General features: G+C 64.2%; 22 protein-coding genes. 7 read left to right on the top strand and 15 right to left on the bottom strand.

Annotation, left to right across the window (positions count from 1 at the left end):
• Positions 1–354: 354 nt before the first annotated feature.
• Positions 355–1,179: a hypothetical protein gene (locus QD356_RS10330; RefSeq protein ID WP_107335632.1), complete on the top strand. Its 825-nt coding sequence runs from the start codon at positions 355–357 to the stop codon at positions 1,177–1,179.
• A gap of 172 nt (positions 1,180–1,351) precedes the next feature.
• On the opposite strand, the gene QD356_RS10325 is transcribed toward QD356_RS10330, so the two are convergent.
• The 3 genes from QD356_RS10325 to lptF are packed head-to-tail and all read right to left on the bottom strand — an operon-like array spanning position 1,352 to position 3,985.
• Complete coding sequence (locus tag QD356_RS10325; protein WP_054555258.1) at positions 1,352–1,750, bottom strand: RDD family protein; 399 nt, start codon at positions 1,748–1,750, stop codon at positions 1,352–1,354.
• A 58-nt stretch (positions 1,751–1,808) separates the two neighbouring features.
• Entirely contained in the window at positions 1,809–2,891 is a 1,083-nt protein-coding gene (lptG, locus tag QD356_RS10320; protein ID WP_192838658.1) for an LPS export ABC transporter permease LptG, read from the bottom strand.
• The gene (gene lptF / locus QD356_RS10315; protein ID WP_082388186.1) at positions 2,891–3,985 is read right to left on the bottom strand and encodes an LPS export ABC transporter permease LptF; all 1,095 of its coding nucleotides are present in this window, start codon (positions 3,983–3,985) and stop codon (positions 2,891–2,893) included. The genes lptG and lptF overlap by 1 nt, the downstream gene beginning before the upstream one ends.
• Positions 3,986–4,396: 411 nt before the next feature.
• Between lptF and QD356_RS10310 the strand changes: the two genes are divergently transcribed.
• The 3 genes from QD356_RS10310 to QD356_RS10300 all read left to right on the top strand — a co-directional run bounded on the left by QD356_RS10310 (position 4,397) and on the right by QD356_RS10300 (position 7,863).
• Positions 4,397–5,917: a leucyl aminopeptidase gene (locus QD356_RS10310; protein WP_043333204.1), complete on the top strand. Its 1,521-nt coding sequence runs from the start codon at positions 4,397–4,399 to the stop codon at positions 5,915–5,917.
• Positions 5,918–6,062: 145 nt separating this feature from the next.
• Complete coding sequence (locus QD356_RS10305; RefSeq protein WP_192838659.1) at positions 6,063–7,157, top strand: branched-chain amino acid aminotransferase; 1,095 nt, start codon at positions 6,063–6,065, stop codon at positions 7,155–7,157.
• A gap of 235 nt (positions 7,158–7,392) precedes the next feature.
• Positions 7,393–7,863 carry a DNA polymerase III subunit chi gene (locus tag QD356_RS10300; RefSeq protein WP_043333207.1) on the top strand — a complete coding sequence of 157 codons (471 nt, stop codon included), beginning with the start codon at positions 7,393–7,395 and terminating at the stop codon, positions 7,861–7,863.
• Between the two features lie 15 nt (positions 7,864–7,878).
• Here QD356_RS10300 and QD356_RS10295 read toward each other — a convergent pair whose 3' ends face one another.
• Entirely contained in the window at positions 7,879–10,833 is a 2,955-nt protein-coding gene (locus QD356_RS10295; protein ID WP_192838660.1) for an ATP-binding protein, read from the bottom strand.
• Positions 10,834–11,095: 262 nt separating this feature from the next.
• Between QD356_RS10295 and QD356_RS10290 the strand changes: the two genes are divergently transcribed.
• Positions 11,096–13,939: a valine--tRNA ligase gene (locus QD356_RS10290; RefSeq protein WP_192838661.1), complete on the top strand. Its 2,844-nt coding sequence runs from the start codon at positions 11,096–11,098 to the stop codon at positions 13,937–13,939.
• Between the two features lie 110 nt (positions 13,940–14,049).
• Here the strand turns inward: QD356_RS10290 and QD356_RS10285 are convergent, their stop codons facing one another.
• A complete protein-coding gene (locus QD356_RS10285; protein ID WP_192838662.1) occupies positions 14,050–14,556 on the bottom strand; it encodes an META domain-containing protein in 507 nt (168 codons plus the stop codon).
• 532 nt (positions 14,557–15,088) lie between these two features.
• On the opposite strand from QD356_RS10285, the gene QD356_RS10280 reads away from it, so the two are divergent.
• Positions 15,089–15,772 (top strand): phosphatase PAP2 family protein, encoded by a 684-nt coding sequence (locus QD356_RS10280; RefSeq protein WP_279877750.1) that lies wholly within the window; start codon positions 15,089–15,091, stop codon positions 15,770–15,772.
• 41 nt (positions 15,773–15,813) lie between these two features.
• Here QD356_RS10280 and QD356_RS10275 read toward each other — a convergent pair whose 3' ends face one another.
• The 4 genes from QD356_RS10275 to QD356_RS10260 form a co-directional block, all read right to left on the bottom strand.
• A complete protein-coding gene (locus tag QD356_RS10275; RefSeq protein ID WP_192838664.1) occupies positions 15,814–17,040 on the bottom strand; it encodes a diguanylate cyclase in 1,227 nt (408 codons plus the stop codon).
• 285 nt (positions 17,041–17,325) lie between these two features.
• Positions 17,326–17,766 carry a VOC family protein gene (locus QD356_RS10270; RefSeq protein WP_043333215.1) on the bottom strand — a complete coding sequence of 147 codons (441 nt, stop codon included), beginning with the start codon at positions 17,764–17,766 and terminating at the stop codon, positions 17,326–17,328.
• A gap of 174 nt (positions 17,767–17,940) precedes the next feature.
• Positions 17,941–20,328, bottom strand: coding sequence for an FdhF/YdeP family oxidoreductase (locus QD356_RS10265; RefSeq protein ID WP_192838665.1), 2,388 nt, complete (start codon positions 20,326–20,328; stop codon positions 17,941–17,943).
• Between the two features lie 15 nt (positions 20,329–20,343).
• Complete coding sequence (locus QD356_RS10260; RefSeq protein WP_192838666.1) at positions 20,344–21,135, bottom strand: formate dehydrogenase accessory sulfurtransferase FdhD; 792 nt, start codon at positions 21,133–21,135, stop codon at positions 20,344–20,346.
• 337 nt (positions 21,136–21,472) lie between these two features.
• On the opposite strand from QD356_RS10260, the gene QD356_RS10255 reads away from it, so the two are divergent.
• The gene (locus tag QD356_RS10255; RefSeq protein WP_192838667.1) at positions 21,473–22,579 is read left to right on the top strand and encodes a rhodanese-related sulfurtransferase; all 1,107 of its coding nucleotides are present in this window, start codon (positions 21,473–21,475) and stop codon (positions 22,577–22,579) included.
• 69 nt (positions 22,580–22,648) lie between these two features.
• Here QD356_RS10255 and QD356_RS10250 read toward each other — a convergent pair whose 3' ends face one another.
• From QD356_RS10250 to QD356_RS10225, 6 genes are all read right to left on the bottom strand, one after another.
• On the bottom strand, positions 22,649–23,536 hold the full coding sequence (locus tag QD356_RS10250; protein WP_192838668.1) for a LysR family transcriptional regulator: 888 nt from the start codon (positions 23,534–23,536) through the stop codon (positions 22,649–22,651).
• A gap of 175 nt (positions 23,537–23,711) precedes the next feature.
• Entirely contained in the window at positions 23,712–23,843 is a 132-nt protein-coding gene (locus QD356_RS10245) for an entericidin A/B family lipoprotein (protein WP_043333217.1), read from the bottom strand.
• Between the two features lie 151 nt (positions 23,844–23,994).
• Positions 23,995–24,126, bottom strand: a complete 132-nt coding sequence (locus QD356_RS10240; protein WP_107335644.1) for an entericidin A/B family lipoprotein — start codon at positions 24,124–24,126, stop codon at positions 23,995–23,997.
• A gap of 23 nt (positions 24,127–24,149) precedes the next feature.
• The gene (locus QD356_RS10235; protein ID WP_084589348.1) at positions 24,150–24,281 is read right to left on the bottom strand and encodes an entericidin A/B family lipoprotein; all 132 of its coding nucleotides are present in this window, start codon (positions 24,279–24,281) and stop codon (positions 24,150–24,152) included.
• A 65-nt stretch (positions 24,282–24,346) separates the two neighbouring features.
• On the bottom strand, positions 24,347–25,342 hold the full coding sequence (locus QD356_RS10230; protein ID WP_054555249.1) for a zinc-dependent alcohol dehydrogenase family protein: 996 nt from the start codon (positions 25,340–25,342) through the stop codon (positions 24,347–24,349).
• A gap of 179 nt (positions 25,343–25,521) precedes the next feature.
• On the bottom strand, positions 25,522–26,301 hold the full coding sequence (locus QD356_RS10225) for a TSUP family transporter (protein ID WP_225347489.1): 780 nt from the start codon (positions 26,299–26,301) through the stop codon (positions 25,522–25,524).
• Positions 26,302–26,320: the final 19 nt, after the last annotated feature.

Below are 26,320 nucleotides of genomic sequence, written 5' to 3'. Positions count from 1 at the left end.
GCCGCTAGTATGTATAACGATTTTTTATGTAATTCGAAAAACAATCGCACCAAAACATAATGAGTCATCGCTAGCCGATCACTCAGGCGGGTCACTCGAACGCAGCCCAGCTCCTCGCTCACGGGAAGCGCCGCGTCACGATGAAGGCAAATGACTGCCACGCCCCGCCAGGCAATCAGGAAAGAACATGAACAGGACACTGCAAGAGATTCCGTCGCTACGCCTCCTCATGGTCATGACCCGCATCGGCATGCCGATGATGGGCGCCATGCTGAAGCCGTGACCGGCCTGAATCCGTCTGCTGTTGCCCTATCTGCCGATTTCCGAACGCCAATCCGCAAGGAGCCCGATATCATGTCAGTACAACTCGCCACCGCCGATCATCACGCCACGTCCCACCTGCCACTTGATCTGGACGCCGTCCGCGACGCCGGCAGCTGCTTCGGTGACCACCACCGTCTGCCGCTGACCCCGCTGCTGCGCAATCTCTATCGTGAAGCCCGCCGTGAAGGCCTGGTGGATGAGCATTGCAACGCACGTGAACTGATGAGCCATATCGCTCTGCCCCATGACCACGTGGTCACCCAGGAAATTTCCGACCGCGTCTGGCGCTACAACGTCGGTTACTCCAACACCGGCGAGAGCGCGGAACAGGGCGACCTGAGCGCGGCGCTGGACTCCCTCAACGAGCGCACCCTGGATGAGCCGCTGCCGGGCGCCCTGCAGCGCCTGACCGAATCCTGGCTGTACCTGCCGGGCGAGCTGGAAAGCCCGCGTCAGGCCAGCGCCGACGTGCTGTGGCTCGACAAGCAGGGCCGTGCTCGCTACCGCCTGGATCAGGCACGCCACTGGTTCGCCACCCTGCGCGATGAAGCCGTTGACATTGATGGCTGGCTGGCATGGCGCCTGACACACCTGCCGCTGACCAGCGCGCCGGTGCTCGATACCGTCAGCGCCTTCACGCGTCTGGCGCGCCTCGATCACGATGGCCAGCGTCCGATCGGTCAGCTGTCCTTCGTGCGCTACCGTGAAGGCGTGCGCCTGGAAGGCATGGGCACCGCGGTGATCGACTTGCCGCGCGAGCTGCCCGAGACGGCGGCGCAGGAAGACAGCCTGGTGGTGTCACGCGCCAGCGTGGAACGCATCATCACGCGCCTGGATGGCCTGCTGGGCGTCTGATCACGCCCTGTACTCGCGGAAACACAACGCCCTGCCAGTCGATGACTGGCGGGGCGTTTTCTTGTCTGGCTGAGATCACTTCTGGCTGAGCTCACGTCTGGCTGAGATGACTTCTGGATGAGCTCACTGCTTTCCTGCATGGCGCACGCGCCAGAGGCTCCCTATTGGTGCCTCACTCGCGCCGCGGCTTGGGCAGCACCACCACGCGAGTGCCGGAGGCGATGTCCTGCCAGCTGCGCTGCTCAGGGTCCCACAGCTGCCAGACGTACCCCAGCCCGCAGGCGCCCAATGACAGCCCGGCAACCACGAAGCGTATCAGGCACTGCTGCAGCGTCGGGACATGACCCTGTGGCGTCTCGATGCGCAGCCGCCAGGCCTGCATGCCCAGCGTCATGCCACTGCGGCTCCAGCAGCCGCCGAAGAAGGCGAACATCGCCACCAGCAACAGACTGCGGAACAGCGGCGACTGATTGGCCTCACCGCCATTGACGGCAACCCCGATGAAGCCCAGCACGATCAACAACGCCATCACGAGGAAGGCGTCATAGACCACGCCGCCCAGACGCCGCATCAGACCCGCAGGGCGTGCTCCCTGCGGGTCGAGACGGCGGCGAGAGTGCGGGGCGCCCCTAGCCACTGCGCCGGATCAGCAGCAGGCCGATCACGTAACAGGCCAGCATCGGCGCCAGCACCGCCCAGATGGGCGCGAAGCCGAACACCACCGAGGCCGGGGCGAGCAGGTCCTGCAGATACTTGAACAGCAGGCCGACCACGATGCCGTAGAAGACCCGCGTCCCCGCCGCCACCGTGCGCAAGGGCCCGAACACGAAGGAGGCGGCCACCAGCACCAGCGCCGCCAGCGTCAGCGGCTGCAGAATCTTCTGCCAGAAGTAGAGCAGTGGCTGGTTGGCCGACAGCCCCTGGTCCTGCAGATAGCGGGAATAGCGCCACAGGTCGGAGGCTGACTGCTGCTTGGGGTCGCTGATGACCAGCTTGAGCAGGTCCGGCGTCAGCTGGGTGTCCCACTCGCGGGTCTCCTGCTGAGCCACCGTGGTGGCGCTCGGCTCACCATCCTGGGACTCGAAGGTGGTGGTCTGCACCGCCTCCAGCGTCCAGCCATCGCTCTCCCAGACGGCGCGCTTGGCGTAGAGCGCCTGGGTCAGGTGGCGCTCGTCATCGAAGCGATAGCGGGTGACGTTGAGCACCACATCATCGCTGCGAATCGAGCCGAATCGGTAGTAGTCGTTGCCCTCGCGCTGCCAGCCGCCACCCTCGGCATAGACGGCGCCTGCGCCCTGCTGCTTCTCGGCGCGCCAGGCGTCAGCCTGCAGTTCGGTGACAGGGGCGACGTATTCACCGACCGCCATGGTGATGGCGATGACCAGCCCCAGCGGCTTCATCACGCCCCACAGAATGCGCGTCAGTGAGCGACCGGCGGCGCGCATGATGGTCAGCTCATTGCTCGAGGCCATGCTGCCCAGCCCGATCAGGGCGCCCAGCAGTACGCCGACCGGCACGAATTCGTAGAAGCGCGACGGCAGACGCATCAGCAGATAGAGGAGCACTTCAAAGGCGCCGTAGTCGCCTTTCACATCCCCCAGATCATTGATGTAAGTGATCATCAGGTCGAGCCCGAGAATCAGTATCTGCACCACCAGCATGGCCACCAGCACATTGCGGGCGATGTAACGGTCGAGACGATCAAGCAGCATCAGCGGCCACCTCCGCGGTTGTCGCGCCAGCTCAGCCAGATGCCGAGCGCCAGATAGACGCCGTGAATGGGCCACAGGCCGATGGCGGCCGGGTACTTCTCGGATGCGACGGCATTCTGCGCCGCGATCAACAGGCTGAGATAGGTGATATGCACGAAGATGGCCGGCAGCAGGCGCGCGAAACGCCCCTGACGCGGATTGACGCGTGCCAGCGGCAGGCCGATCAGCATCAGGATCGGCACCATCAACGGCAGCGAGATGCGCCACTGCAGCTGGGCCTTGGCCTCCGGAAGATCGGAAGCCCAGAGCTGTGCCGTGGTCGCAAGCTCGATGTCCTCCTTGAGAGCCGCAGCGTCCTGGCCCTCGGTGATGCGCACGCCGTAGCGATCAAAGCCCAGTCGCTGGGCGATCGCCTTGCCGGGCTCCACCCCGTAGCGCGTGCCGTCGCTCAACACCAGATAACGACTGCCGGTCTCGGGGCTGACTTCCTGGAAGGCACGCTCGGCGCGCACCACCGATTGGCTCGGTTCGCTGTCGGGCGTGCTGGCGGCATTGCTGTCACCTGCCTCGGCAATGAAGACGTTTTCCAGCTCGCTGTTGTCATCGCTCATGCTCTCGGCATAGACGGTGCGATTGCCGATCTCCTGGAAGCGTCCCGCGCCGAGAATCGAGAAGTCGGTCTTCTGCTTCTGCTGCTCGAGCAACAGCTCATTCTTGAGCGCGCCGGCAGGCGTAAGATAGAGGCTGCAGGCCGCGACCAGCGCCGTGATCAACAGCGCCGGCAGCAGGGTGACACGCAGCAGGCGCTCCGGGCCGACACCACAGGCGACCAGCACGGTGATCTCGCTGTTCATGTACAGCTGACCGAAGGCCAGCAACACGGCGAGGAAGAAGGACAGCGGCAGCAGCAGTTCGAAGAAACCCGGCAGGTGATAGAGCATCAGGCTGCCGAGAATCGACGCCGGGAAATCCCCCTCCGCCGCATCACTGAAATAGCGGATGAATCGGCTGCCCATGATGACAAGCATCAGCACCCCGGCCACGGCGGCCATGGTGGTGAGTATCTCGCGTGTCAGGTAGCGGAAGATGATCAAGTGGAACTCCTGTTTCCCGCTCGCAAGCGAGCGTGTTGACCAGATCGATGATAGCCGGTGGAGGAATGGTCGTGATCACATGAAGGCATCATCCCCCTCATGCATGGTGCGCAGCCTTTGCGTACACTGGCGGCACGGGTCTGAAGACTGGACGGGAGCGGCCCCCCTCATGCAGCAGCATTATCCAGAAAGGATGCTGCCTTGTCGCGGCTGCAGGCATTGCACGTGGACAGCCTGACATGATGGACTGCCCTCACTCGTGCATGCCAGCTCAGCTTGTCATGAGCGGTCTGCGCCCCCATCCAGACCATGACCCCGATGTCGTCGCGAGCCGGGCACGCCTGGCCTGACGACATCCTTCATCCTTGTACTGTTCATCTTCGTACCCTCACTCGCGCGCGTGGAGTTGCCATGGAATTTCCTGTAGTCACTGCCAATCCGGCCCAGCTTGAAACCGCCTGCATCGTGGTACCTGTCATCGAGGGCGACCTCACCGGTGCTGCGGCACGACTCGACGATGCCAGCGAGAAGCTGATTTCCCAGCTGATCGAGCGCGGCGACTTCAAGCCCGAGCTCGGCAATACCCTGCTGGTGCCCTTCGCTCCGGGCCTCGGCGCTCAGCGCCTACTGCTGGCCGGTTTCGGCAGTGAGGAAAAGCTCGACGAAAGCCGTTACAAGCGTGGCCTCGACGCCGCCATGACCGCTCTGCTCAAGCTGCCCATCGAAGACGCGGCCTTCGCTGGCCTCGAGCTGAATCTCGAGCTGCGTGAGGCTGACTGGATGGCGCGCATGATCGCCGAGAGCGCACTGCGCACTGCCTATCGCTTCACCGAGATGAAGAGCAAGCCGGGCGAGCCCGTCTCTCTGACCCGCCTGAGCGTGGTTAGTGCCGACAAGCAGCGTCAGGCCGAACTGGAAGCCGGCCTGCGCGTCGGTGCCGCCATCGGCATGGGCGTCAATGAAGCGCGCACGCTGGGTAATCTGCCGGGCAACATCTGCACGCCGCGCTACCTGGGCGAGCGTGCCGAGCAACTGGGTGCCGCTTCGGATGGCGCCCTAAAAGTGACCGTGCTCGGCGAGGAAGAGCTCGAGGAGCTCGGCGCCCTGTCCCTGCTGTCGGTCGGCCGCGGCAGTGAAGAGCCGAGCCGCCTGATCGTGATGGAATACCGCGGTGCGGAAGACGAGAACGAAGCCCCGCACGTGCTGGTCGGCAAGGGCATCACCTTCGATACCGGCGGCATCTCGCTCAAGCCGGGCGCCGGCATGGACGAGATGAAGTACGACATGGGCGGCGCGGCCAGCGTGTTCGGCACCATGCGCACCGTGCTGGAACTCAAGCCCAAGCTCAACGTGGTGGCCATCGTGGCCAGCGCCGAGAACATGCCGGACGGCCGCGCCACCAAGCCGGGCGACATCATCAAGACCCTGAAGGGGCTGACCGTCGAAGTCCTCAACACTGACGCCGAAGGCCGTCTGGTGCTGTGTGATGCGCTGACCTACGCCGAGCGCTTCGAGCCGGCCAGCGTCGTCGACATCGCCACCCTGACCGGCGCCTGCGTCATCGCGCTGGGCAATCACGCCACCGGTCTGATCTCCAACGATGATGACCTGGCGCTCGACCTGCTCGACGCCGGCGAAGAAGCCTGGGACCGCGCCTGGCACATGCCGCTGTGGGACGAGTATCAGACGCAGCTGGATTCCAACTTCGCCGACATCGCCAACATCGGCGGTCGCGAAGCCGGCATGATCACCGCAGGTTGCTTCCTGTCCCGCTTCGCGGACACCTTCCCGTGGGCGCATCTGGACATCGCCGGCACCGCCTGGATGTCCGGCAAGCAGAAAGGCGCCAGCGGCCGCCCGGTGGGCCTTCTGACCCAATACCTGCTGGATCGCGAAGCGGAACTCAGCGCCCCGCAGGAAGAGACCGTCTGAGGCTTCGCATGCTCTCGATAGCGTGCTAGCGTTGAGACACGCGGGTCGCGACGCCACTCGGCACCGCTGACCCGAGAGGTCCTATAAAAATGATTCGACCCCCGGCGTTCCGCGTCGGGGGTCTCGCTGCTACGGAGACACCCACGTGACCAAAGGCTTCGACGTCCGCGCGTCCACGCAACCGGCGGATGCTGCCGTTCGTGACACCATTCTGGCCAATCCCGGCTTCGGCCGTCACTTCAGCGATCACATGGCCCATGTACGCTGGACCGCCGACGGCGGCTGGCACGGCCATGAAGTCCGCCCCTACGGCCCGCTGAGCCTCGACCCCGCCGCCTCGGTACTGCACTACGCCCAGGAAATCTTCGAAGGCATCAAGGCCTACCGTCATGAAGACGGCTCGGTGTGGACCTTCCGCCCCGAGAAGAACGCCGCACGTTTCCGTAACTCCGCCCGCCGTCTGGCACTGCCGGAGCTGTCCGACGAGGACTTCGTCGGCTCGCTCAAGGCCCTGCTCGCGCAGGACAGCGCCTGGGTGCCGACTCCGGCCAGCGTCAGTGACGAATGCAGCCTCTATCTGCGTCCGTTCATGATCGCCAGCGAAGCCTTCCTCGGCGTGCGTCCGTCGCGTGAAGTCGATTACTACGTGATCGCCTCACCGGTGGCGGCCTACTTCAAGGGCGGCATCAAGCCGGTCTCCATCTGGCTGTCCTCGCATTACAACCGTGCGGCCGCCGGCGGTACCGGTTTCGCCAAGTGCGGCGGCAACTACGCGGGTTCACTGGCCGCGCAGAGCGAAGCTTCCGCCAATGGCTGTGACCAGGTCGTGTTCCTGGACGCCGCCGAGAACAAGTGGGTCGAGGAACTGGGTGGCATGAACCTGTTCTTCGTCTTCAAGGATGGCCGCCTGGTCACGCCGCGTCTGACCGGCACCATTCTGGAAGGTGTCACCCGTGACTCCATCCTGACCCTGGCGACCGATCTGGGTCTGACGCCGGAAGAACGCCCGATCAGCATCGACGAGTGGCGTGAAGGCATCGCCTCCGGCGAGATCACCGAGGTGTTCGCCTGCGGCACCGCCGCCGTCATCACCCCGGTGGGCGAGCTGGTCAGTGAAGAAGGTCGCCTCGACCTGACCGCCAACGCCGGTGATGTCGCCATGCGTCTGCGCAGCCAGCTGCTGGATCTGCAATACGGTCGCGCCGAAGACACGCGTGGCTGGATGACGCGTCTGGCTTAAGTGCACTGACATGAGTGCGCTGACATGAGTGCACGGCAACAAGCCCTCGAGCCCGCCCCTGTGGCTTGAAGGATGACCGAAACCCCAAGGCCCGCCTCGAAAGAGGCGGGCCTTGGGGTTTCTGGCGCACGGATATCTGACTGCGGAAAGACGTCACGGGAGGCAGGCTGCATCGAAGCCGCGCGGCGAGTGCGGTATCCTGAGCGCTCGAGAATTCCTTGCCCGAGCGGTGCCCATGACCCAGATCGACTTCTACATCCTGCCCGACACCACGCTGGAAGCCCGGCTGGAATTCGCCTGCCGGCTGGCCGAGACCATACACGCCAAGGGCTTTCGCCTGCATGTGCATGTCGAGGACGAGGCGATGGCGCGTCAGTTCGATGAGCATCTGTGGCAGTTCCGCCCGGAAAGCTTCGTGCCCCATGCGCTGGATATCGATCTCGACATGGCCGCCCGCGAGGCCGAACACGCTGATGACGTGCCGCGCCCACCGGTCACCATCGGCTGGCAGGACGCCCCGGCGCCGGGTATCGAGGCGCTGCTCAACCTGCACCCCGAGATCCCCGAGTGGTTCTCACGCTTCGAGCGCGTCGCCGAGATCATCAATCAGCATCAGGATGTGCTGGTGACCAAGCGCGAATGCTGGCGCACCTACAAGTCACGCGGTTATGCCGTGCGCTCGCATCAGCTCAAGGGCGTCAGCTGAGCGACACGCCATGCGTCAGCGGTCCGTATCGCAGGCACGCTGGAAGCTGACCATCAGATGCGTCATCCAGCGCTCGATATCGTCCATGCCGGGCGGACTTTCACCACTGTCGAAGAAGGCCTCGGGCAGGCCGCCTGCGGCCTCGCTGGCGTCACGCTCCCCGATACGCACGGCCCACAACGGCAGTTCGCGCGGCATGCGCTGGATCTCGGCGAACAGCGCCGCCACGTTCATGTCCGGCACATCGCCGAAGATGACCAGACACGGGCTGACATCTCGCACCAGGCGCAACGCCTGGGCCGCACTGCTGGCGATGATGATCTCCAGATTGGCGACGTGACTGCCGATCACCTCGAGGCGCAGACGGTCCTGCGCCCGCGTGCTGATCACCAGCCAGCGACAGGGTACCGGCAGCACCTTCTCCGCCGACCACGCCGCCTGAACGACGCGCTCATGGGCGCTGACATCCGCCAGCGGCAACCAGACCCGGAAGCTGGCGCCCTCGCCCAGCTCGCCCCGCGCCGTGATGTCACCGCCCATGCGGCGGGCGAGCTCCCGCGACAGCGCCAGCCCGAGCCCGGTGCCCTCGATGCCTGAATCTTCACGCCCCAGACGCGAGAACGGCTGGAACAGCTGGACCGCCTGCGCGGAATCAAAGCCGAAGCCGCCATCGGTGATTTCCACCCAGCCCATCTCCACTCCGCTGGCATTGCGCTCCTGGCCGATGGCCAGACGAATCCAGCCCCCCTCGCGGTTGTACTTGATGGCGTTGCCCATCAGGTTGCCGAGAATCTGATCCAGACGACGCTGGTCGGCATTCAGCCACAGTGACTCGCCTTCCAGTGTCAGTGATAGCGTCAGATTGGCACTCTCCAGGCGCGGCTGATATTGACCCGCCAGCCGGATCAGCTTCTGACCCACCGAGAGGGGCTGGCAATCCAGCGGCAGATCACCGGCTTCCAGACTCGACATCTGTAGCACGTCCTCGATCAGCGCCGACAGCTGCGCCGCCGCATGACTGGCCTCATCCACGTAGCGGCGCTGCTCGCGGGTCAGGTCGGCTTCCTCGCAGAGCAGATCCGTGAAGCCCATGATGGCGTTGAGCGGGGTGCGAATCTCGTGACTGAAACTCGAGAAGAAACGCGACTTGGACTGGCTGGCCTCGGTGGCACTGTCGCGGGCCGCCTCCAGCAGCTTGAGTGACTGCTTGTGGCGCTGGATATCCAGCGCCAGCCCGGTGGCGCGCTGTGGCCGGCCCTCATGATCACGCCGGGTGATCTGGCCGCGAATCTGCACCCAGACCCAGTGACCACGCGCATGCCGATAGCGCACGTCACGTGCCTCGGCCCAGCTCTCACCGTGCATGACCCGCCAGCGCGCCTCGAGCAGATCGACGAGGTCTTCCGGGTGCGTCATGGCGTCAAGGTCCGCCAGATGCATGCTGGCGCGGACCGGAAGCCCCAGCATCAGGAAGAAATTCTCGTGCAGGTAGAGATCGTCCTGATCGAAGTCATAGCGCCAGGTGGCATCGCCGGAGGCTGCCATCACCATCTCGACGTGCCGCGCACCTTCGGCGCGTTCAAGCTCGATCTGGTCGCGCCGCTGGGCCGCTTCGCGCAGCGCCTCACCGGCCTGATCCAGCTCCTGCAGCTGGAAGCGCTCGCGTACCACGGGCTGGCCGCGACCGATGCGCAGCGCCATGTCGCTGAGGCGTGCCAGTGATTCGGACAGGGTGGCCGCCATGGCCTCGGCCCGCCAACGCATCACCACCAGCAGAGCGAAGAAGAACAGGATCAGCCCCACCAGCATCACGTAGCCCAGCTGATTGAAGCGTTCATTCCAGATATCGATGTCGCTGTTCACCTGCTGCGCATCCACCACCGCCAACAACCGCCAGTCGGTGCCCGGCACCGATTGCCAGCCGACCAGCCGCTCACCGGCGAGCAAGGAAACGCTGCGCACGCCCTGCGCCTCATCCGAGATGCTGCGCAGCAGGTGCGCCATGGCCGGGGAGTTCTCGACATCATGCGCCGTAGCGAGGAAGCGATCGTGCAGCAGCGGCATCGGCACCACTTCAGGGGCGGGCTGGGGGCCGAAATCCTGCTCGCCGACACTCGGCATGGCCATGACGACATCGTCACTCACCAGAATCAGATAGGCACCCCAGGGCAGCTCGGCATTCTCGAGCCGCTCGACCAGAGAATCGAGGGTGACGTCGATCCCGACCACGCCTTCGAGGAAGTCGCCGCGATGGACCGGCATCAGCGTCGAGACCAGCCAACCACTGCCGACCGGGTCCTGGTAGGGCGGCGTGATGACGGCGCCACGGCTCGGGTTGTTGCGGTCATCCGCCAGGTAGTAGAAGCCATAGCTGGTGAGGTCGACGCCGGGCGTGAAGATGTTGCGGGTATCGGTCCACGGCAACATGCGGAAGTAGCCGTCGTAGCCGGAGAACCAGATCTGGCGCAGATCGGGTTGCGTGGCGAGCATGTCCGACACCTGGGCGTCCATTGTCGAGAGGCGCACCACCTTGTCGTGGTCCTGCAGATAGCTGGGCACCAGCGAGGAGTAATAGGAGCCGGCGCCACCATCATTCTCGGCGACGTACAGGGTGCCGTCGCCCGCACTCATGTGGCGCTTTAGCTCCTGCTCGCGCTGGCGGGACGTCACGGGGGTGTCCATGTGACGCAGAGTGCTGCGCGCCAGCTGGCGGGCATCGCTGCGCCAGTCGTCCGCCAGCAGACTGATGTGCTCTGCCTCGTAATGGGTCAGCTGCTCGAGCTGGGTATTCACCAGCTCACTGCGCGTGGAGTCCTGCTGCCCGGAGACCAGCCAGTGCAACACCAGATAGCAGCCCAGCAGCGCCACCTCGAGCACCAGCAATGGCACCAGCGCATGACGCAGCAGTTCATGCCAGACCCAACGACGTGTCGGACGAGGGGCACCGTCCGTGGGGCGAGGCTTGGACATTGCGGCTCCGCGAGCGTGAGAGAATGGGAAGTGTGCGAGGCGGCAAGCCTCGGCTCATGAGGTCGCAACAGGATACGGCATCAGTGCGTGGATGTTGCCTGCTTTGTGAAAACAGGGTCTGCCAGACGCCACGAGGGCCTGCCCGCCAAGACCGAATGACGCCCGTCATCAGCGGCGCTATAATCGAGCCCATTTTCTGCCTGCGCTGACCGCTCCTTGAGCCGGCGCGGGACGCCCCGCCCAACCGGATCAATGCAGACCCATGGACAAGACCTACCAACCGAACGCCATCGAGACGCGCTGGTACGAGCGCTGGGAATCCGACAACCGCTTTGCGCCGTCAGGCCAGGGCGAGAGCTTCTCACTTGTCATCCCGCCGCCCAACGTCACCGGCTCCCTGCACATGGGCCACGCCTTCCAGGATTCCATCATGGACACCCTGGTCCGCTGGCGCCGCATGCAGGGTCGCAACACCCTGTGGCAGGTAGGCACCGACCATGCCGGTATCGCTACCCAGATGCTGGTCGAGCGCAAGGTCGCCGCCGAAGAAGGCAAGACCCGCCATGATCTCGGCCGCGAAGCCTTCACCGACAAGATCTGGGAGTGGAAGGAAGAGTCCGGCGGCAACATCACCCGCCAGCTGCGTCGCATGGGCACCAGCATCGACTGGAAGCGCGAGCGCTTCACCATGGATGACGGCTTCTACAAGGCGGTACAGGAAGTCTTCGTGCGCCTGCACAAGGAAGACCTGATCTACCGCGGCAAGCGTCTGGTCAACTGGGACCCGACCCTGCACACCGCGATTTCCGATCTCGAAGTCGAGAACCGCGATCAGCAGGGCAGCTTCTGGCACTTCCGCTATCCGCTGGCCGATGGCGTCAAGACCGCCGATGGCAAGGACTACGTCATCGTCGCCACCACGCGCCCGGAAACCCTGCTGGGTGACACCGGCGTGGCCGTCAATCCCAAGGATGAGCGCTACGCAAGCCTGGTCGGCAAGTTCATCGAGCTGCCGCTGGTCGGCCGTCGCATCCCCATCGTCGCCGATGAACACGCCGACATGGAAAAGGGCTCCGGTTGCGTCAAGATCACCCCGGCCCACGACTTCAATGACTACGAAGTCGGCAAGCGTCAGGGCCATCTGCTGATCAACGTGATGAGCCAGGATGCCACCATCCTGGAGCGCGCCGAGATCTATGACCTCCAGGGCCGTCCGCAGCCCCAGGAAGACGCCAGCCTGCCGGCCGCCTACGCCGGTCTGGATCGCTTCGTCGCGCGCGAGAAGCTGGTCGCCGACATGGACGCTCTGGGCCTGCTGGAGCAGGTCGAGGCCGTCAACAACACCCTGCCGCACGGTGACCGCTCCGGCGATGTCATCGAGCCGCTGCTGACGGACCAGTGGTTCGTGGCCGTCGAGGAGCTGGCGCGTCCGGCCATCGAAGCGGTCGAGAACGGCGACATCGAGTTCGTGCCCAAGAACTACGAGAACATGTATTTCGCGTGGATGCGTGACCTGCAGGACTGGTGCATCTCGCGTCAGCTGTGGTGGGGCCACCGCATTCCGGCCTGGTACGACAACGACGGCAACGTCTATGTCGGCCGCAATGAAGAGGAAGTCCGCGCCGAGAACAATCTGGGTGCCGACGTCGAACTGCGTCAGGACGAAGACGTCCTCGACACCTGGTTCAGCTCCGCGCTGTGGACCTTCGGCACCCTCGGCTGGCCGGCGGATACGGAAGAACTCAAGACCTTCCACTCCACCGACGTGCTGGTCACCGGCTTCGACATCATCTTCTTCTGGGTGGCGCGGATGATCATGTTCACCCTGAAGTTCAAGGGTGAAGTGCCGTTCCGCAAGGTCTACGTGCATGGTCTGGTGCGTGACAGCCTCGGTCAGAAGATGTCCAAGTCCAAGGGCAACGTGCTCGATCCCATCGACCTGATCGACGGCATCGGCATCGAGGAGCTGGTCGAGAAGCGTACCGGCAACATGATGCAGCCGAAGAAGGCTAAGGCGATCGCCAAGGCCACGCGCAACGAGTTCCCGGAAGGCATCGAGCCTCACGGTACCGATGCGCTGCGCTACACCCTGCTGTCACTCGCCTCCACCGGGCGTGACGTGAAGTTCGACATGGGCCGTCTCGATGGCTATCGCAACTTCTGCAACAAGCTGTGGAATGCGGCGCGCTACGTGCTGATGAATGCCGAGGACCAGGATTGCGGCATCAACGGCGAAGCCGTCGAACTGTCGCTGGCCGATCGCTGGATCATCGCGCGCCTGCAGCAGACCGAGCAGCAGGTCACCCGCGCGCTGGAAGAGTTCCGCTTCGACCACGCCTCCCAGGCGCTCTACGAGTTCATCTGGAACGAGTACTGCGACTGGTATCTGGAGCTGTCCAAGCCGGTTCTGTGGGACGACAACGCCAGCATCGAGGCCAAGCGCGGCACGCGTCGCACCCTGGTGCGCGCCCTCGAGACCATCCTGCGCCTGATCCACCCGATGATGCCGTTCATCTCCGAGGAGATCTGGCAGCGTATCGCACCGCACGCCGGCAAGCCGGTGGAAGGCGAGAGCATCATGAGCCAGGCGTGGCCGCAGGCCGAAGCCGACCGGATCGATGAGCAGGCCATCCGCGATATCGAGTGGCTGAAAGGCATCATCATCGCCATCCGCAACGTGCGCGGCGAGCTCAACCTGTCACCGGCCAAGCCGCTGGAAGTCTTCCTGCAGAACGGCGCGGCTGGCGATGCCGAGCGCCTGGAAGCCAACCGCCTGTTCCTCTCCAAGCTGGCACGTCTGGAAAGCATCACCTTCCTAGCGGCAGGCGACGAAGCCCCGATGTCCGCCATCCAGCGCGTCGGTGAGCTGGAAGTGCTGGTGCCGATGGCAGGCCTGATCGACAAGGAAGCCGAGCTCAAGCGCATCGACAAGGAGCACGAGAAGCAGCAGAAGGTCATCACCGGCCTCGAGAACAAGCTCGGCAACGAGAAGTTCGTCGGTCGTGCACCGGCTGATGTGGTCGAGAAGGAGCGCGCCAAGCTGGCCGACGCCCAGGCGGAACTTGCGCTGCTGGAAAGCCAGCGCGTCAAGATCGAAGCGCTGTAAGTCACGCTCGCGCTTCACGCAAGCAAAAGCCCCCTGCACCGAACGGTGCAGGGGGCTTTCTCGTTTCTGGCAGCCCGCTCGCGAATCGCCCTCACAAGCGCGCCGAGCAATTATTCGGCGGGGCCTGCCAGCGGCATGAAGGTCGCCAGCAGATAGCCGGTGTCATCCATCACGCGCAGCCGAGCACTCTCACCGCTGCCGATGATCTGGTAACTGGCCACGTCCTCGAGCATGCGATTGAAGGCGTTGGACTGCTCGGGGTTGGGGCACATCTTCATGGTCGAGGCCAGCGGACCGATGTCCAGCGTCTGACGCGACTCATCCAGCACCACCGGCCCCATCAGGCGATTGCAACCATTGCTGCCGACCAGGCGCAGACGGTCATCCTCCTCGTCTGCCAGCTGCTGCTGGCTGGGGGGCTGCAACAGGAAGTTGGCAGCCTCTTCACTGGCATCCGTGGCGGAGAAACTCCATTGGGTGCCCACCAGGACAGGAGCAGCGGCACCCGATGAGTCACTGCCCTGCGGAGGCTGTGTCATGGCCGCGCAGCCAGCCAGCAAGGAAATAGCGAACCCCACGGAGGTATAACGCGATAGACGACGCACGGTAACGGACATGGATGACTCCTGTGGCGCCCGCCAGTGGCATTGCCGGCAACGGCAGTCACCCGGCAGACGGAAAGAACGGTGGGTAAGGAACGGACATGACAGCAAGGGTAGCGATCATGCGCACGGCTGTCATGAACGACAGGCCCTCACGCCATGCGCCTGAATGTCACCTGCCGGACTGCCGCCAGCTTACCAGCAGCGCGATGGACGCAACCATCTGTCCACCTCGCCAACTTTGAAAACAGTGTTTTCAAAGCAAAGCCTGCACTAGAATTTCGACCAGATCGCCACTCAGCGTCGCCTGTCTCGAGCCCTCTGGCCACCGAGCCAACGAGCTACCGGCCTGAGTGCGCCTGTCCCGACATGAGCCCTGCAGAGCTGACACGACATGACTCCCGCCGCCCTCGATAGTCCTTCCATACATGCCGCTGATACTGCGTCTTCACAGCGAGTCATTGGTTCGCAGCAGGCCCCGCACGTGCAACCCTCGCCCCCGCTCCGCCCGCGCAGGGCGCAGACAGGATTCAACCTGCGACGACTGGTGCTCCTGAATGCGCTGGGTGTGGCGCTGCTGGCGTGCTGGTGGATACCGGCGCTGGATTTCTGGCCCACCCTCGACAGCGAGGTCTTCTGGGACTTCAACCAGTTCATCACACCGCTCAATCCGCACTGGGACACGCTGCTCGGCATTCTGAACACGCGCGCCTTCGACGCCGTGGCCTTCGCCATGATGGGGGTATTGTTCTGCTGGGCGATGCTCAATGATCAGCAGCCTGCCCGCTATCGCCGCTGGACCAGCATCGGCATCACCATGCTGCTGACGGCGGGCCTGCTCTCGCTGTTCGTGCTGCGCGCCATCAGCTATGGCCATGCCAGCCCGACGCGCTTCTTCAGCCACGCACAGCATCTCTCCGAGCTGGTGTCCTTCAAGACCAAGGATTCAGCGTCGAACAGCTTCCCGGGGGATCACGGCCTGATGCTGATGGTATTCGCGAGTTTCATGCTGGCCTTCGCACCGCGCCGCATCGCGCTGTGCAGCCTGGCGTTCGTGGTACTGCTGAGCGCTCCGCGGATCATGGTCGGCGCTCACTGGTTCAGCGATGTCTATCTGGGCTCGCTCAGCATTGCACTGATCGTGTTACCCTGGGTGCTGTGCACACCACTGGCGACCACCGTTGCCCGTGGCATGGAAAACGCGCTGGCCCGATTGAAGCAGCGCTCCTGAAGCAGCATTCGTGAACCTGCACTCAAGAACCTGAACTCAGGTCAGCCGACGAGGGGTGTCCGCGAGAAAGGGCTGGAGTCCTTGTGGTGCCGCTTTTCCTGGCGGTCATCCTCCTTGTCGCGAGCGCCCTCCTCCACGGCCTCTGCCTTGCCAAGTCCGCCGCCGTCATTGCCGGGGGGCGGAGGGCTGACATCGGGCGTGGCAAAGCCTGTCATCTCGTGTTCCCCACCGGCCACCACCTGATCACGCCCATTATGCTTGGCGTGATACAGCCGCCTGTCGGCCAGCTGCATCAGCTCATCCAGCGAATCGACCTCATGACTGATGGCAACGCCGATGGAAACCGTGACCGGCACCGGCGTGCCGGCGAAGACCGGAGGAGACTTGGCCAGCAGGGAGCGCATGCGTCCCGCCACGGAAATGGCCTCGGTGCGCCCGATACGTGGCAGCAGCACCAGGAACTCCTCGCCACCGACGCGTCCGGCGCGATCGCCCTGACGCAATGTGGCCGTCAGCAGTCGGCCCAGATGACGCAGCACTTCATCTCCGACGGCATGGCCATGCAGGTCATTGACGCGCTTGAAGTTGTCCGCATCCAGCATCAAGACCGCACAGGGCACTCCGTCACGCCACCAGTCCTCGGCGTGGCGCAATATCTGGCGGCGATTGAGCAATTCGGTCAACTCATCACGACTGGCATCCTTCAGATACTGGCGCTCGAAGTGTTCGGTAAGTGCCAGCATGCGCCACAGGAAGGTGACCATCATCAGGAAGACCGCGAACAGATTGGTCGATTGCAGCACCCAGGCCGACAGGACGCCGTCCTCTTGCAGGACTGGCGAGACCATCAGTGCCGAGACAGCTGCCATGAACAGCATCAGGGTCGTCACCACTCGAACACGCGCCGCCAGCGGGGCCAGGTGAATACCGGCCATCACGATGAAGAAATAGTACTCATAGCCCGCAGAGAGCCCGAAACAGAAAACCGAGAGCCAGGCCATCAGCGTCAAGGCGCTCATCATCAGGGCCAGCCCCAAGGTCAGCTGATGCGCCCGGTGCAGCATCACGCCCAGCACGGACACAAGCGCCATGATGCCGCTGACGAATGCCAGCCGCGGCTCGTTGAAGAGAGTGAAGAAGGGAACCCACACCACGAAGAGGCCCATCAGCATCAGATAGACCCAAAGATAGGCATGGTAGAAACGACGATGCTCCACGGCGAGCAATCGTGGTTCATGACGTAGCCAGGCGCTTATGACTCTCGGCATCAGGCAGTCCTTGCCAGCTAGGCAGTGTCCGCGTGGCGGTCCCTCACGCGACTCCAGAAGGTGCAACATCGCGGCAGGCGGGCAGCAAGAGAAAGGAAGAAGGTGTAGCTGCCTGCCGCGATGACACTCCACAAAGGCCGAGCACGACATGTCACACATCATGCTACGGGGCTTATGAACTTCATTACATCATAAGCCCTGCTGGGCGATGCACCAGTCATAATTCGGCTATTGCGTTGCCTGGATGCGACGCTTACGCACACGTCAACATGCGGCCTTGCTTGCTTACCAGCTGCCCGTGTTGCTCATGGAGGCCCAGGGTTCCTGCGGCGCAAGGGCGTCACCGGCCTGCAGCAGCTCCAGCGAAATCCCATCCGGGCTCTTCACGAATGCCATGTGGCCGTCACGCGGCGGGCGATTGATGGTCACGCCGTTGTCCATCAGATGCTGACAGGTAGCGTAGATATCCTCGACGCGATAGGCCAGATGGCCGAAGTTGCGCCCACCTTCGTATTCTTCCGGGTCCCAGTTATGGGTCAGTTCCAGCATCGGCGCCTGCATCTCGCGGGCACGTTCGGCATCCTGTGGGGCTGCCAGGAAGATCAGCGTGAAGCGGCCCTTCTCGGAATCCTTGCGCGAGATCTCGACCATGCCGAGCAGGTCACGGAAGAAATGCAGTGAAGCGTCGACATCACGGATACGCAGCATGGTGTGCAGATATTGCATGGATCACTCTCTTGAACGGTGGTTGGGGCAGCACTGAGGACGGAAAAGACGTGCGCCGAGCGTAGCTGGCTCGGCGCACGGGAATATTCTAGACACACGACTGCCGCGCGACGAGTCTCCTCGCGGCACGGCAGTGTGGTGATGCATGCACCCTGCTGCTGGCGTCTCGCGCCATCAGGCGATGCGTGAACTGCGCTCCAGACGCACGGGCACCGCCTTGGAGGATGGCGTACCGGTATCAGCGCCGTGGCTTTCCAACGCGACCAGCACGTTGGTTTCCGGATAGTAGGCCCCGATGCAACCGGCCGGGATGTCGTACTCGACCAGACGGAACTGTGGCGCACGTCGCTCGCTGCCGTCCGGACGCGGCTCGCCGAGCATGTCGACCCAATCACCATCGGCCAGCCCCAGCCGCGCCAGGTCTTCACCATTGATGAAGATCACCCGCCGCTGACCGGACACGCCACGATAGCGGTCGTTGTAGCCGTAGACAGTGGTGTTGTACTGATCGTGGCTGCGCATGGTCTGCAGCGTCAGCCAGCCGTCACGCCGCGCCAGCTGTTGATGCATCACCGACTCTGGCAGCGGCATGTGCGAGAACTCGGCCAGGCCGCTGGAGGTCGGGAAGGCAAGCTCGCGTACCGGATTGGCGAGGTGGAATCCGCGCTTGTGTGCCAGCCGTGAATTGAAGTCCGCGAAGCCGGGGATGACCGCCGCGATCTCGTCACGGATCAGATCATAGTTCTCGCTCAGTGCCTGCCAATCGACCGGATCACTGAAACCTCGCGCCGGCAGCACGCGCGCCAGGGTGGCACGCGCGATCGCCGCGATGATGCCGGGCTCGGAGCGCAATTCAGGGCTGGCCGGTGCCTTGATGCCGGCGCTGGAGTGCACCATCGACATCGAGTCCTCGACGCTGATGTGCTGGGAAGCCACCTGTGAGGAGCGATCGATCTCGCTGCGACCGAGACACGGCAGAATCAGCGCATCGGTCTGCTTGCCCATCACCAGATGACTGCGGTTGAGCTTGGTGCTGATCTGGACGTTGAGCTCGAGGTTGCGCATCGCGGCCTCGGTCCGCTCGCTGTCCGGCGTGGCGCGCGTGAAGTTGCCGCCCAGCGCGATGAAAGTCTTCGCCTTGCCCTGCTCCAGCGCCGCCAGGCTCTCCACGGTGTTGTAGCCCTGCGCACGCGGCATGCTGACGCCGTAGCGCGCTTCCAGCGCATCGATCAGCCAGGTGGGCGCCTTCTCGTCGATACCCATGGTGCGATCGCCCTGGACGTTGGAATGGCCACGCACCGGACAGGCACCGGCACCGGGACGGCCGAAGTGCCCGCCGAGCAACAGCAGATTGACGATCTCGCGCACACTCTCGACGGCATGCAGATGCTGGGTGATGCCCATCGCCCAGGTGCAGATGACGTTGCCGGCACCCGCGAAGATGGTCGCCGCCTCCTCGAGCTGAGCGCGCGTCAGGCCGGACTGGTCCTCGAGGGTTGCCCACTCGGTCGCCTCGACCAGCGCCTGCCAGGCCTCGACGCCCCGGGTATGCGCTTCGATGAAGCTGGCGGCGCGCATGAATTCGCCCCGCGCCTCCATCGCGAACAGCGCCTTGGCCATGCCGCGCACCGCCGCCATGTCGCCGCCCATGCGTGGCTGGTAATAGCGATGGCTGATGGGCTGGCTGGAGAGGGTCATCATCTCCAGCGGCGACTGCGGGTCGGCAAAGCGCTCCAGCCCCCGCTCACGCAGCGGATTGAAGCTGACGATGCGCGCGCCACGCCGTGAGGCACGCCGCAGATCACCCAGCATGCGCGGGTGATTGGTGCCGGGGTTCTGACCGAACACGAAGATGGCATCGGCGTGCTCGAAGTCCTCCAGCAGCACCGTGCCCTTGCCGACGCCGAGGCTCGCCTTCATGCCGACACCGCTGGCCTCGTGGCACATGTTGGAGCAATCGGGGAAGTTGTTGGTGCCGAACAGACGCACGAACAGCTGGTAGAGATAGGCCGCCTCGTTGCTGGCACGCCCCGAGGTATAGAACAGCGCCTCATCCGGCGATGTCAGCGCGCTGAGGTGCTCGGCGACAAGCTCGAAGGCCGCGTCCCAGCTGATCGGCATATAGCGATCACTGGCCGCGTCGTAGCGCATCGGCTCGGTCAGACGCCCCTGATCCTCGAGCATGAAGTCGTCCCAGCCCAGCAGCTCCGTGACGGTGTGCTGAGCGAAGAAGCGCGGCGTGACCCGCTTGGCGGTCACTTCCCAGGCCACCGCCTTGGCGCCGTTCTCGCAGAATTCGAAGGAGGAGCCGTGTTCCGGGTCCCCCCAGGCACAGCCGGGGCAGTCGAAGCCCTTGTCCTGATTGGCCTTGAGCAGGGAGCGCACGCTCTTCCACGGCGCCTTGGAGTGACTGACATGCTGACCGACGCTCTTGAGTGCGCCCCAGCCACCCGCCGGCCCGGAATAGGCGGCAATGCGCGGATGACGCGTCTGTTGCGCATCCTCGCGGGGCAGGCTGGCAGACGCAGGCGTCTCGATCTCGGGGGCAGCAATGTCGGTCATGTCAGGATCCACTGGCTAGGATGAACGGGGGCGATCAGCGTGACCGCTGAGCAATTCGAGTCGACGCCCGCGGTGGGCACAGATCAGATTGAGATCGCAGGCGCGGGCGGTCTCGACGGCGAGTCGCGAGGGCACCGCGAGGGTGATCAGGGTCGGAATGCGCGCACGGATGGTCTTCTGCACCAGCTCCAGGCTGCAGCGGCTCGACACCAGCAACGCCTCGGGCCACACACCACTGTCGAGGCTCATGCCGATCACGCGGTCCAGCGCATTGTGGCGACCGATATCGGCGCCCTGCGAGATCAGACCGCCTTCGGCGTCCAGCCCCAGCGCCAGATGCATGCCGCGGCGCGTGGCGCTCTCCAGGCGTTCCAGCCCACGCATCAGCGCATCGGGCGCCAGCGCTGTCCGTGGCGGCAGACGCATGAGTCCCGCCATCAGCTCCGCTTCGTCCTGCACGCCACAGGCGCCGCAACTCGAGACACTGCTCTCACGCCGCTGATGACGCTCAGCCTTGCGCGCCAGCGAGTCACTGACCTCGAGACGCACCGCCAGCCCATGACGCAGCCGCGAGAGATGGATCGCCGAGACCTCGTCACGCCGCGTGATCCAGCCCGCGGTGAAGGCATGCCCCAGCGCCAGCGGCTCAAGGGCCTCTGGGCTGGCCAGCAAGGTGCCCATCGCGGTGTCATTGAGCGCCAGGCTCACCGGTAGCTCCGATGGGCCATCCAGCTCGCGCAGCGGCACCTCGCGGGCATCCGCATAGCCTGCAGCGCCTGGCGCTTGTTGATAGAGCGAATCTTTCATTACGGCTCTCCGTGGCGCAGATGCGTGGCGAGAACGGTGCGCGCAACCCTCACCCGACCTCTGCGCAATATGGGAATATCCTACCGGCATGCCGTGAGGGCGACCAATTGAGCCGAGTCGCCAATTGATAGACACCGCCAATGAAGATGGCGTCCTGCCGGTGACAGGCATGCGGGCCATCGTGGTGGGCGAGAAATTCGCGCGCGAGTCGCGTAAAATGCGTCGCCGACCCTTGAGGGTGCTCCTGCTGTCGCGCTATCACCCGTCCGCCGGCCGCTCTCATCTCTCGATCATCCTGCTCCGGATTTACGTTCCGGCCCGCATGAGGACCCTTCGCATGACCGACACTCCCGACCTGACTGCCGCGTCTGATCAGGCCAGCGCCCCGCAGCTGACCAGCACGTCTGCCTCCGCCCGTCCCAGCCCGCTGGCGCCGCAGCATGTGGTCTGTGCGCTCTACAAGTTCGTCACCCTCGAGGACTTCGAGGCGCTACGCGACCCGCTGCTGGCGGTGATGAACGAGCACGCCATCCGCGGCACCCTGCTGCTGGCCCGCGAAGGCATCAACGGCACCGTGTCCGGCTCACGCGCCGGCATCGATGCGCTGCTCGCCTGGCTGACCAGCGACCCGCGCCTGGCCGAGCTCGACACCAAGCAGTCACTGGCCGAGCAGGCGCCCTTCCTGCGCGCCAAGGTCAAGCTCAAGCGCGAGATCGTCACCATGGGCGTCGAGGGCATCGACCCGCGTCACACCGTCGGGACCTATGTGGAGCCGAAGGACTGGAATGCGCTGATCTCCGATCCTGAGGTGCTGCTGATCGACACGCGCAATGACTATGAAGTGGAAGTGGGGACCTTCGCCGGTGCCGTCAACCCGAACACCACTGCCTTCCGTGATTTCCCGGACTACGTCTCGCGTGAGCTGGACCCGACACAGCATCGCAAGGTGGCGATGTTCTGCACCGGCGGCATCCGCTGCGAGAAGTCCACGGCCTATCTCAAGGAGCAGGGCTTCGATGAGGTCTATCACCTCAAGGGCGGCATCCTGAAGTACCTGGAAGAGGTGCCAGAGGAAGAGACCCTGTGGCAGGGCGAGTGCTTCGTGTTCGATGAGCGCGTCACCGTCGACCACCAGCTGCGTCCCGGCCAGTACGATCAGTGCCATGCCTGCCGCCTGCCGATCACCGAGGAAGACAAGCAGAGCGAGCGCTACCAGAAAGGCGTCAGCTGCCCGCGCTGCTACGACAAGCTGAGCGATGCCCAGAAGGCGCGCTTCGCCGAGCGCGAGAACCAGATCCGCCTCGCCAGAGAACGTGGCGAAGCTCATCTGGGCATGGATGCCGTCGCCCAGATGCAGGCACGGCGCGATGCCAAGCAGCAGCAGCGTGAAGCCGCCCGTCGTGCCGCGCTGGAGGCCAGCAAGAAGTCCAGCGAGAAGAGCTGATAGCGGCCAACGTCGCTTTCGCTACCCGAACACCCCGTCTCGACGGGGTGTTCTGCGTTGCAGGCTCACTCAATCGGCCACACCCGCCGAGTGAGGCAACGAACGCAGCAGTTCCAGTACGGCATTCAGGCGTCGGCTACGCTGCTGACCACTGCGCCACAACAGCCCGACCGTCTCGCCCTCGCCGGGCAGCCGACGCGCGATCAGCCCTTCACCAAGCCGCGAATCGGCCAGGTTCTCCGCCAGCACGCTGACTCCCAGGCCAGCCTCCAGCATCACGCCGAGACCGGAAATCGAATTGGCCTCCAACAAGGGCGAGGGCTGCAGCCCCAGCAGCTCGAACTGCTGATTGAGGCGTCGCCGCTGCTGCATCTCCGGCGTCAGCAACACCAGCGGATAGTCACGCAGACACTCCCACTGCGGCGCGTCGGGCAGGCGGAAATGCGTCTGACTGGCGATCAGCGCCGAATGCTCCTGATAGAGCGGCCGACAGGCAAAGCCGCTCATGGCCGGCGCCGCGGGGTAGCCGACCGCGAGATCCAGCTCGCCATCCTCGAGCCCCTGGGCCAGCGATGAGGTCGACAGCTCACGCAGGCGCAGCGAGAGCTGCGGAAAGGCCTCCCGCAGCAGCGGCAGAAACTCGCCGACCGCCGCCAGCGCCGACGGCACCACGCCCAATGACAGGCGGCCGGTCAGCACCGCGTCCGGCGACAGGTCTCCCTTCAGCTCATCCAGCTCGGCGAGAATGCGCCGTGCGTGGGTCAGCACGCGCTCCCCTTCCGGCGTGAAGCCCTCGAAGCGATGGCCGCGCAGTATCAGCGCCGTGCCCAGCTCCTCCTCGAGCTGCTTGAGGCGCGCCGACAGCGTCGGCTGGGTGACATGACAGACCCGTGCGGCGCGACCGAAATGGCGCTCACTGGCCAGCGCGACCAGAAAACTCAACTGTCGATGATCCATGTCGGGCCCTTGGCTCGCGGTGGCGGGAGTGACGCACGCTGGGGGCGCATGCCGTCAGCGCTATGATGACGCAAGGCGGCCCGTCAGTCAGCACGCCTGCATGTCTGGCGATCAGACACGAAAACGCCCGGCGCGATGGCCGGGCGTTGGATATCACCACTATCCGGGGCGTCGCTTATTGAGCGGCGTCTTGGACAGCTTCGCCAGCATGCTCGACATCCTGGCCGGCACCGTCAACGGTGTTGCAGCCGGAAAGCGCGGCCAGAGTGAAGAAAGAGGCGAAGATGAGTGCAATGGTGCGGGACATGGTCATGCTCCTTGCGGTAGTGAATATCGAGAAATCTCGTAAAGACGCCAGTTCCTGCGCCTCTACCCTCATACCTTGGGCCGCCCCATGGGCTTTCAAGGGGTGAGATTCATGTTTTGTTCACTCGCCGCCCATGCCATGGACAGTGCCATCAACTGGCCGATTCCTCGATGGAACCCCCAAGGTGTTCGAGATCTTCCCCGAAACCTTCCACGGTATTGCAGCCACCCAACAGCAGGCCGAACAGCAGCGCGGTGCCAGTCATCATCATGAATCGTCGCATGGGCATTCCTCTCTCTCGGGCAATCAGCTGGCGGCGTTGTCGATCGAACCGCCCAGATGCTCCAGGTCCTTGCCGAAACCGGCCACGGTATTGCAGCCGGCCAGACTCACACTGGCCACCAACAGGGCAGCCACCATCAAACGCGTCATTCTCATCACTTCTCTTCCTGATCAACGGCCAATGAAGGTAAGACACCCTCACTGACCGAAGGTGCCAATACTCAACGATTTACCAGCAGAATCTTGCCCAGCGCCTCGCCGGACTCCAGCAACTCATGCGCCTTGGCGACGTCACGGAAGCTGAACTGGTGCTCGTCGAGCAGCGGACGTACCGCGCCGGCCTCCAGCATCTCGCTCAGGGCGTTGAGCAGTTCCGGCTGGTCGTCCATGCCGATACCGGTCAGCAGCGGTACCGAGCGGAAGATGACGTGCAGCGACAGGTTCTTGGAGTGCAGCTGGGTCAGGTCGTGGGTCGAGCGGGTATTGATGGAGCACAGACGACCGGAGGTCGCGGTGGCCTCGATGGAGCGATCCAGATTGTCGCCACCGACGGTGTCGAAGACCAGATCGAAGCCACGCCCGGAGGTCAAGCGCGTCACGTAGTCCGCGACCGCTTCCTCGCGGTAGTTGATGATCTCGTCGGCGCCCAGCTGGCGCGCCAGGTCCGCCTTGGCTTCGCTGGACACGGTGGTGGTGACATGCGCGCCGAGATACTTGGCGATCTGAACCGCGACATGGCCGACGCCGCCGGTGCCGGCGTGGATCAGCACGTGCTCGCCTTCCTTGATCTGACCGCGCGAGACCAGTGCCGTCCAGGCTGTCAGGAACACCAGCGGCAAGGCCGCGCACTCTTCCAGCGTCAGCGCCGCCAGGCTCGGGCGCTTCACGATCACACGGGTGTCGGCGATCATGTAGTCCGCCAGAGCACCCTGCCAGCCCTTCACGCCACCGGCACAGCCCAGCACTTCATCCCCGACGGAGAAGTCCGACACGCCTTCGCCGACGGCATCGATCACCCCGGAGACATCGCCATTGAGAATGGCCGGGAATTCCGGGTGCGACTTGACCAGCCCACTGCGCAGCTTGGTCTCGATGGGGTTGATGCTGGAAGCCGTCACCTTGATACGCACCTGCCCCCGCGCCGGTGTCGGGGTCTCCAGTTCGCGCTCGACGAACACTTCGGGACCGCCGTACTGCTCGATGACCATGGCTTGCATGAGGAAAGACTCCTGAACGATGAAGGAAGAGACGCCATAGCCGGGCTCGGCGCCATCATGAATAGGGGGTGAGCGGCGTGCCGGAGTGTCGACTGGACAGACTGGCATTTCGCTCAGATTACCGCGAGCTTACTCCGTGTCTAACATAAGGTCAGCAACAGCTCAGCATCAGACCAGCATCAGGTCAGCGCCAGCTTGAGCACGATGATGAAGATGACCGCGACCGTCAGCCACTTGACCCACCGCGCGCCCGCGGGACTCATGTTGACCCGTGCGCCGAGGAAGGCGCCGCTCATGTTGCCGACCGCCAGCACCAGACCGTAGGCCCAGCGCACCTGACCATCGAACACGAACACCGCCAGCGCCGGCAGGGTATACATCAACACGATGAAGACCTTGAAGACGTTGACCTGGGTCAGGTCGATCTTGAGCAGCCGGTAGAGCACCACGATGAACAGCACGCCGACACCGACCTGAATGAAGCCACCATAAATGCCGATGCCGAACATCGCCAGCAACACCACGGGCGTGATGCGCTCCGGCGTCAGTTCACGGGTGTCGATGCGCGGCGTCGGCAGCAGCATCATGATCGAACACACCACCATCACCACGATCAGGACGCTCTCGAAGGCCTCGGCACTGATGCGGGTCGCCAGCCAGGCGCCCAGCATGGCGCCTGCCACGGCAGGCACGGCCAGTCGCCAGGCCACCCCCATGTTGTGCGCGCCCGCCTTGAGGAAGGTGCTGGTCGCGGTCGCACTCTGCAACGCGATCGCCACGCGGTTGGTGGCATTGGCCTGCGCAGGCGGCAGGCCGAGAAACATCAGCAATGGCAGCGTCAGCATCGAGCCACCCGCCGACAGCACATTGATGAAACCGGCCACGCCACCCAGTGCGATCAGCGCCACTACGCTGATCAGATCAAGGCCGCTGGTCAGCCCTGCAACATCCGACATCATGTCGACATTCCTTGTCCCG

This window comes from Cobetia sp. 2AS (assembly GCF_029846355.1).
Classification (GTDB): Bacteria; Pseudomonadota; Gammaproteobacteria; order Pseudomonadales; family Halomonadaceae; genus Cobetia; species Cobetia amphilecti.
This window is presented reverse-complemented; position numbering and strand designations above follow the sequence as displayed.

Bases quoted from the DNA above. Each gene is read 5' to 3' on its own strand.
- lptG (WP_192838658.1), bottom strand. From the start codon at position 2,891: ATGCTGCTTGATCGTCTCGACCGTTACATCGCCCGCAATGTGCTGGTG.
- QD356_RS10260 (WP_192838666.1), bottom strand. From the start codon at position 21,135: ATGAAAGATTCGCTCTATCAACAAGCGCCAGGCGCTGCAGGCTATGCG.
- QD356_RS10225 (WP_225347489.1), bottom strand. From the start codon at position 26,301: ATGATGTCGGATGTTGCAGGGCTGACCAGCGGCCTTGATCTGATCAGC.
- QD356_RS10265 (WP_192838665.1), bottom strand. From the start codon at position 20,328: ATGACCGACATTGCTGCCCCCGAGATCGAGACGCCTGCGTCTGCCAGC.
- QD356_RS10330 (WP_107335632.1), top strand. From the start codon at position 355: ATGTCAGTACAACTCGCCACCGCCGATCATCACGCCACGTCCCACCTG.
- QD356_RS10230 (WP_054555249.1), bottom strand. From the start codon at position 25,342: ATGCAAGCCATGGTCATCGAGCAGTACGGCGGTCCCGAAGTGTTCGTC.
- QD356_RS10240 (WP_107335644.1), bottom strand. From the start codon at position 24,126: ATGCGACGATTCATGATGATGACTGGCACCGCGCTGCTGTTCGGCCTG.
- QD356_RS10285 (WP_192838662.1), bottom strand. From the start codon at position 14,556: ATGTCCGTTACCGTGCGTCGTCTATCGCGTTATACCTCCGTGGGGTTC.
- QD356_RS10325 (WP_054555258.1), bottom strand. From the start codon at position 1,750: ATGCGGCGTCTGGGCGGCGTGGTCTATGACGCCTTCCTCGTGATGGCG.
- QD356_RS10290 (WP_192838661.1), top strand. From the start codon at position 11,096: ATGGACAAGACCTACCAACCGAACGCCATCGAGACGCGCTGGTACGAG.
- QD356_RS10300 (WP_043333207.1), top strand. From the start codon at position 7,393: ATGACCCAGATCGACTTCTACATCCTGCCCGACACCACGCTGGAAGCC.
- QD356_RS10295 (WP_192838660.1), bottom strand. From the start codon at position 10,833: ATGTCCAAGCCTCGCCCCACGGACGGTGCCCCTCGTCCGACACGTCGT.
- QD356_RS10275 (WP_192838664.1), bottom strand. From the start codon at position 17,040: ATGCCGAGAGTCATAAGCGCCTGGCTACGTCATGAACCACGATTGCTC.
- QD356_RS10255 (WP_192838667.1), top strand. From the start codon at position 21,473: ATGACCGACACTCCCGACCTGACTGCCGCGTCTGATCAGGCCAGCGCC.
- QD356_RS10250 (WP_192838668.1), bottom strand. From the start codon at position 23,536: ATGGATCATCGACAGTTGAGTTTTCTGGTCGCGCTGGCCAGTGAGCGC.
- QD356_RS10270 (WP_043333215.1), bottom strand. From the start codon at position 17,766: ATGCAATATCTGCACACCATGCTGCGTATCCGTGATGTCGACGCTTCA.
- QD356_RS10310 (WP_043333204.1), top strand. From the start codon at position 4,397: ATGGAATTTCCTGTAGTCACTGCCAATCCGGCCCAGCTTGAAACCGCC.
- QD356_RS10235 (WP_084589348.1), bottom strand. From the start codon at position 24,281: ATGAGAATGACGCGTTTGATGGTGGCTGCCCTGTTGGTGGCCAGTGTG.
- QD356_RS10245 (WP_043333217.1), bottom strand. From the start codon at position 23,843: ATGTCCCGCACCATTGCACTCATCTTCGCCTCTTTCTTCACTCTGGCC.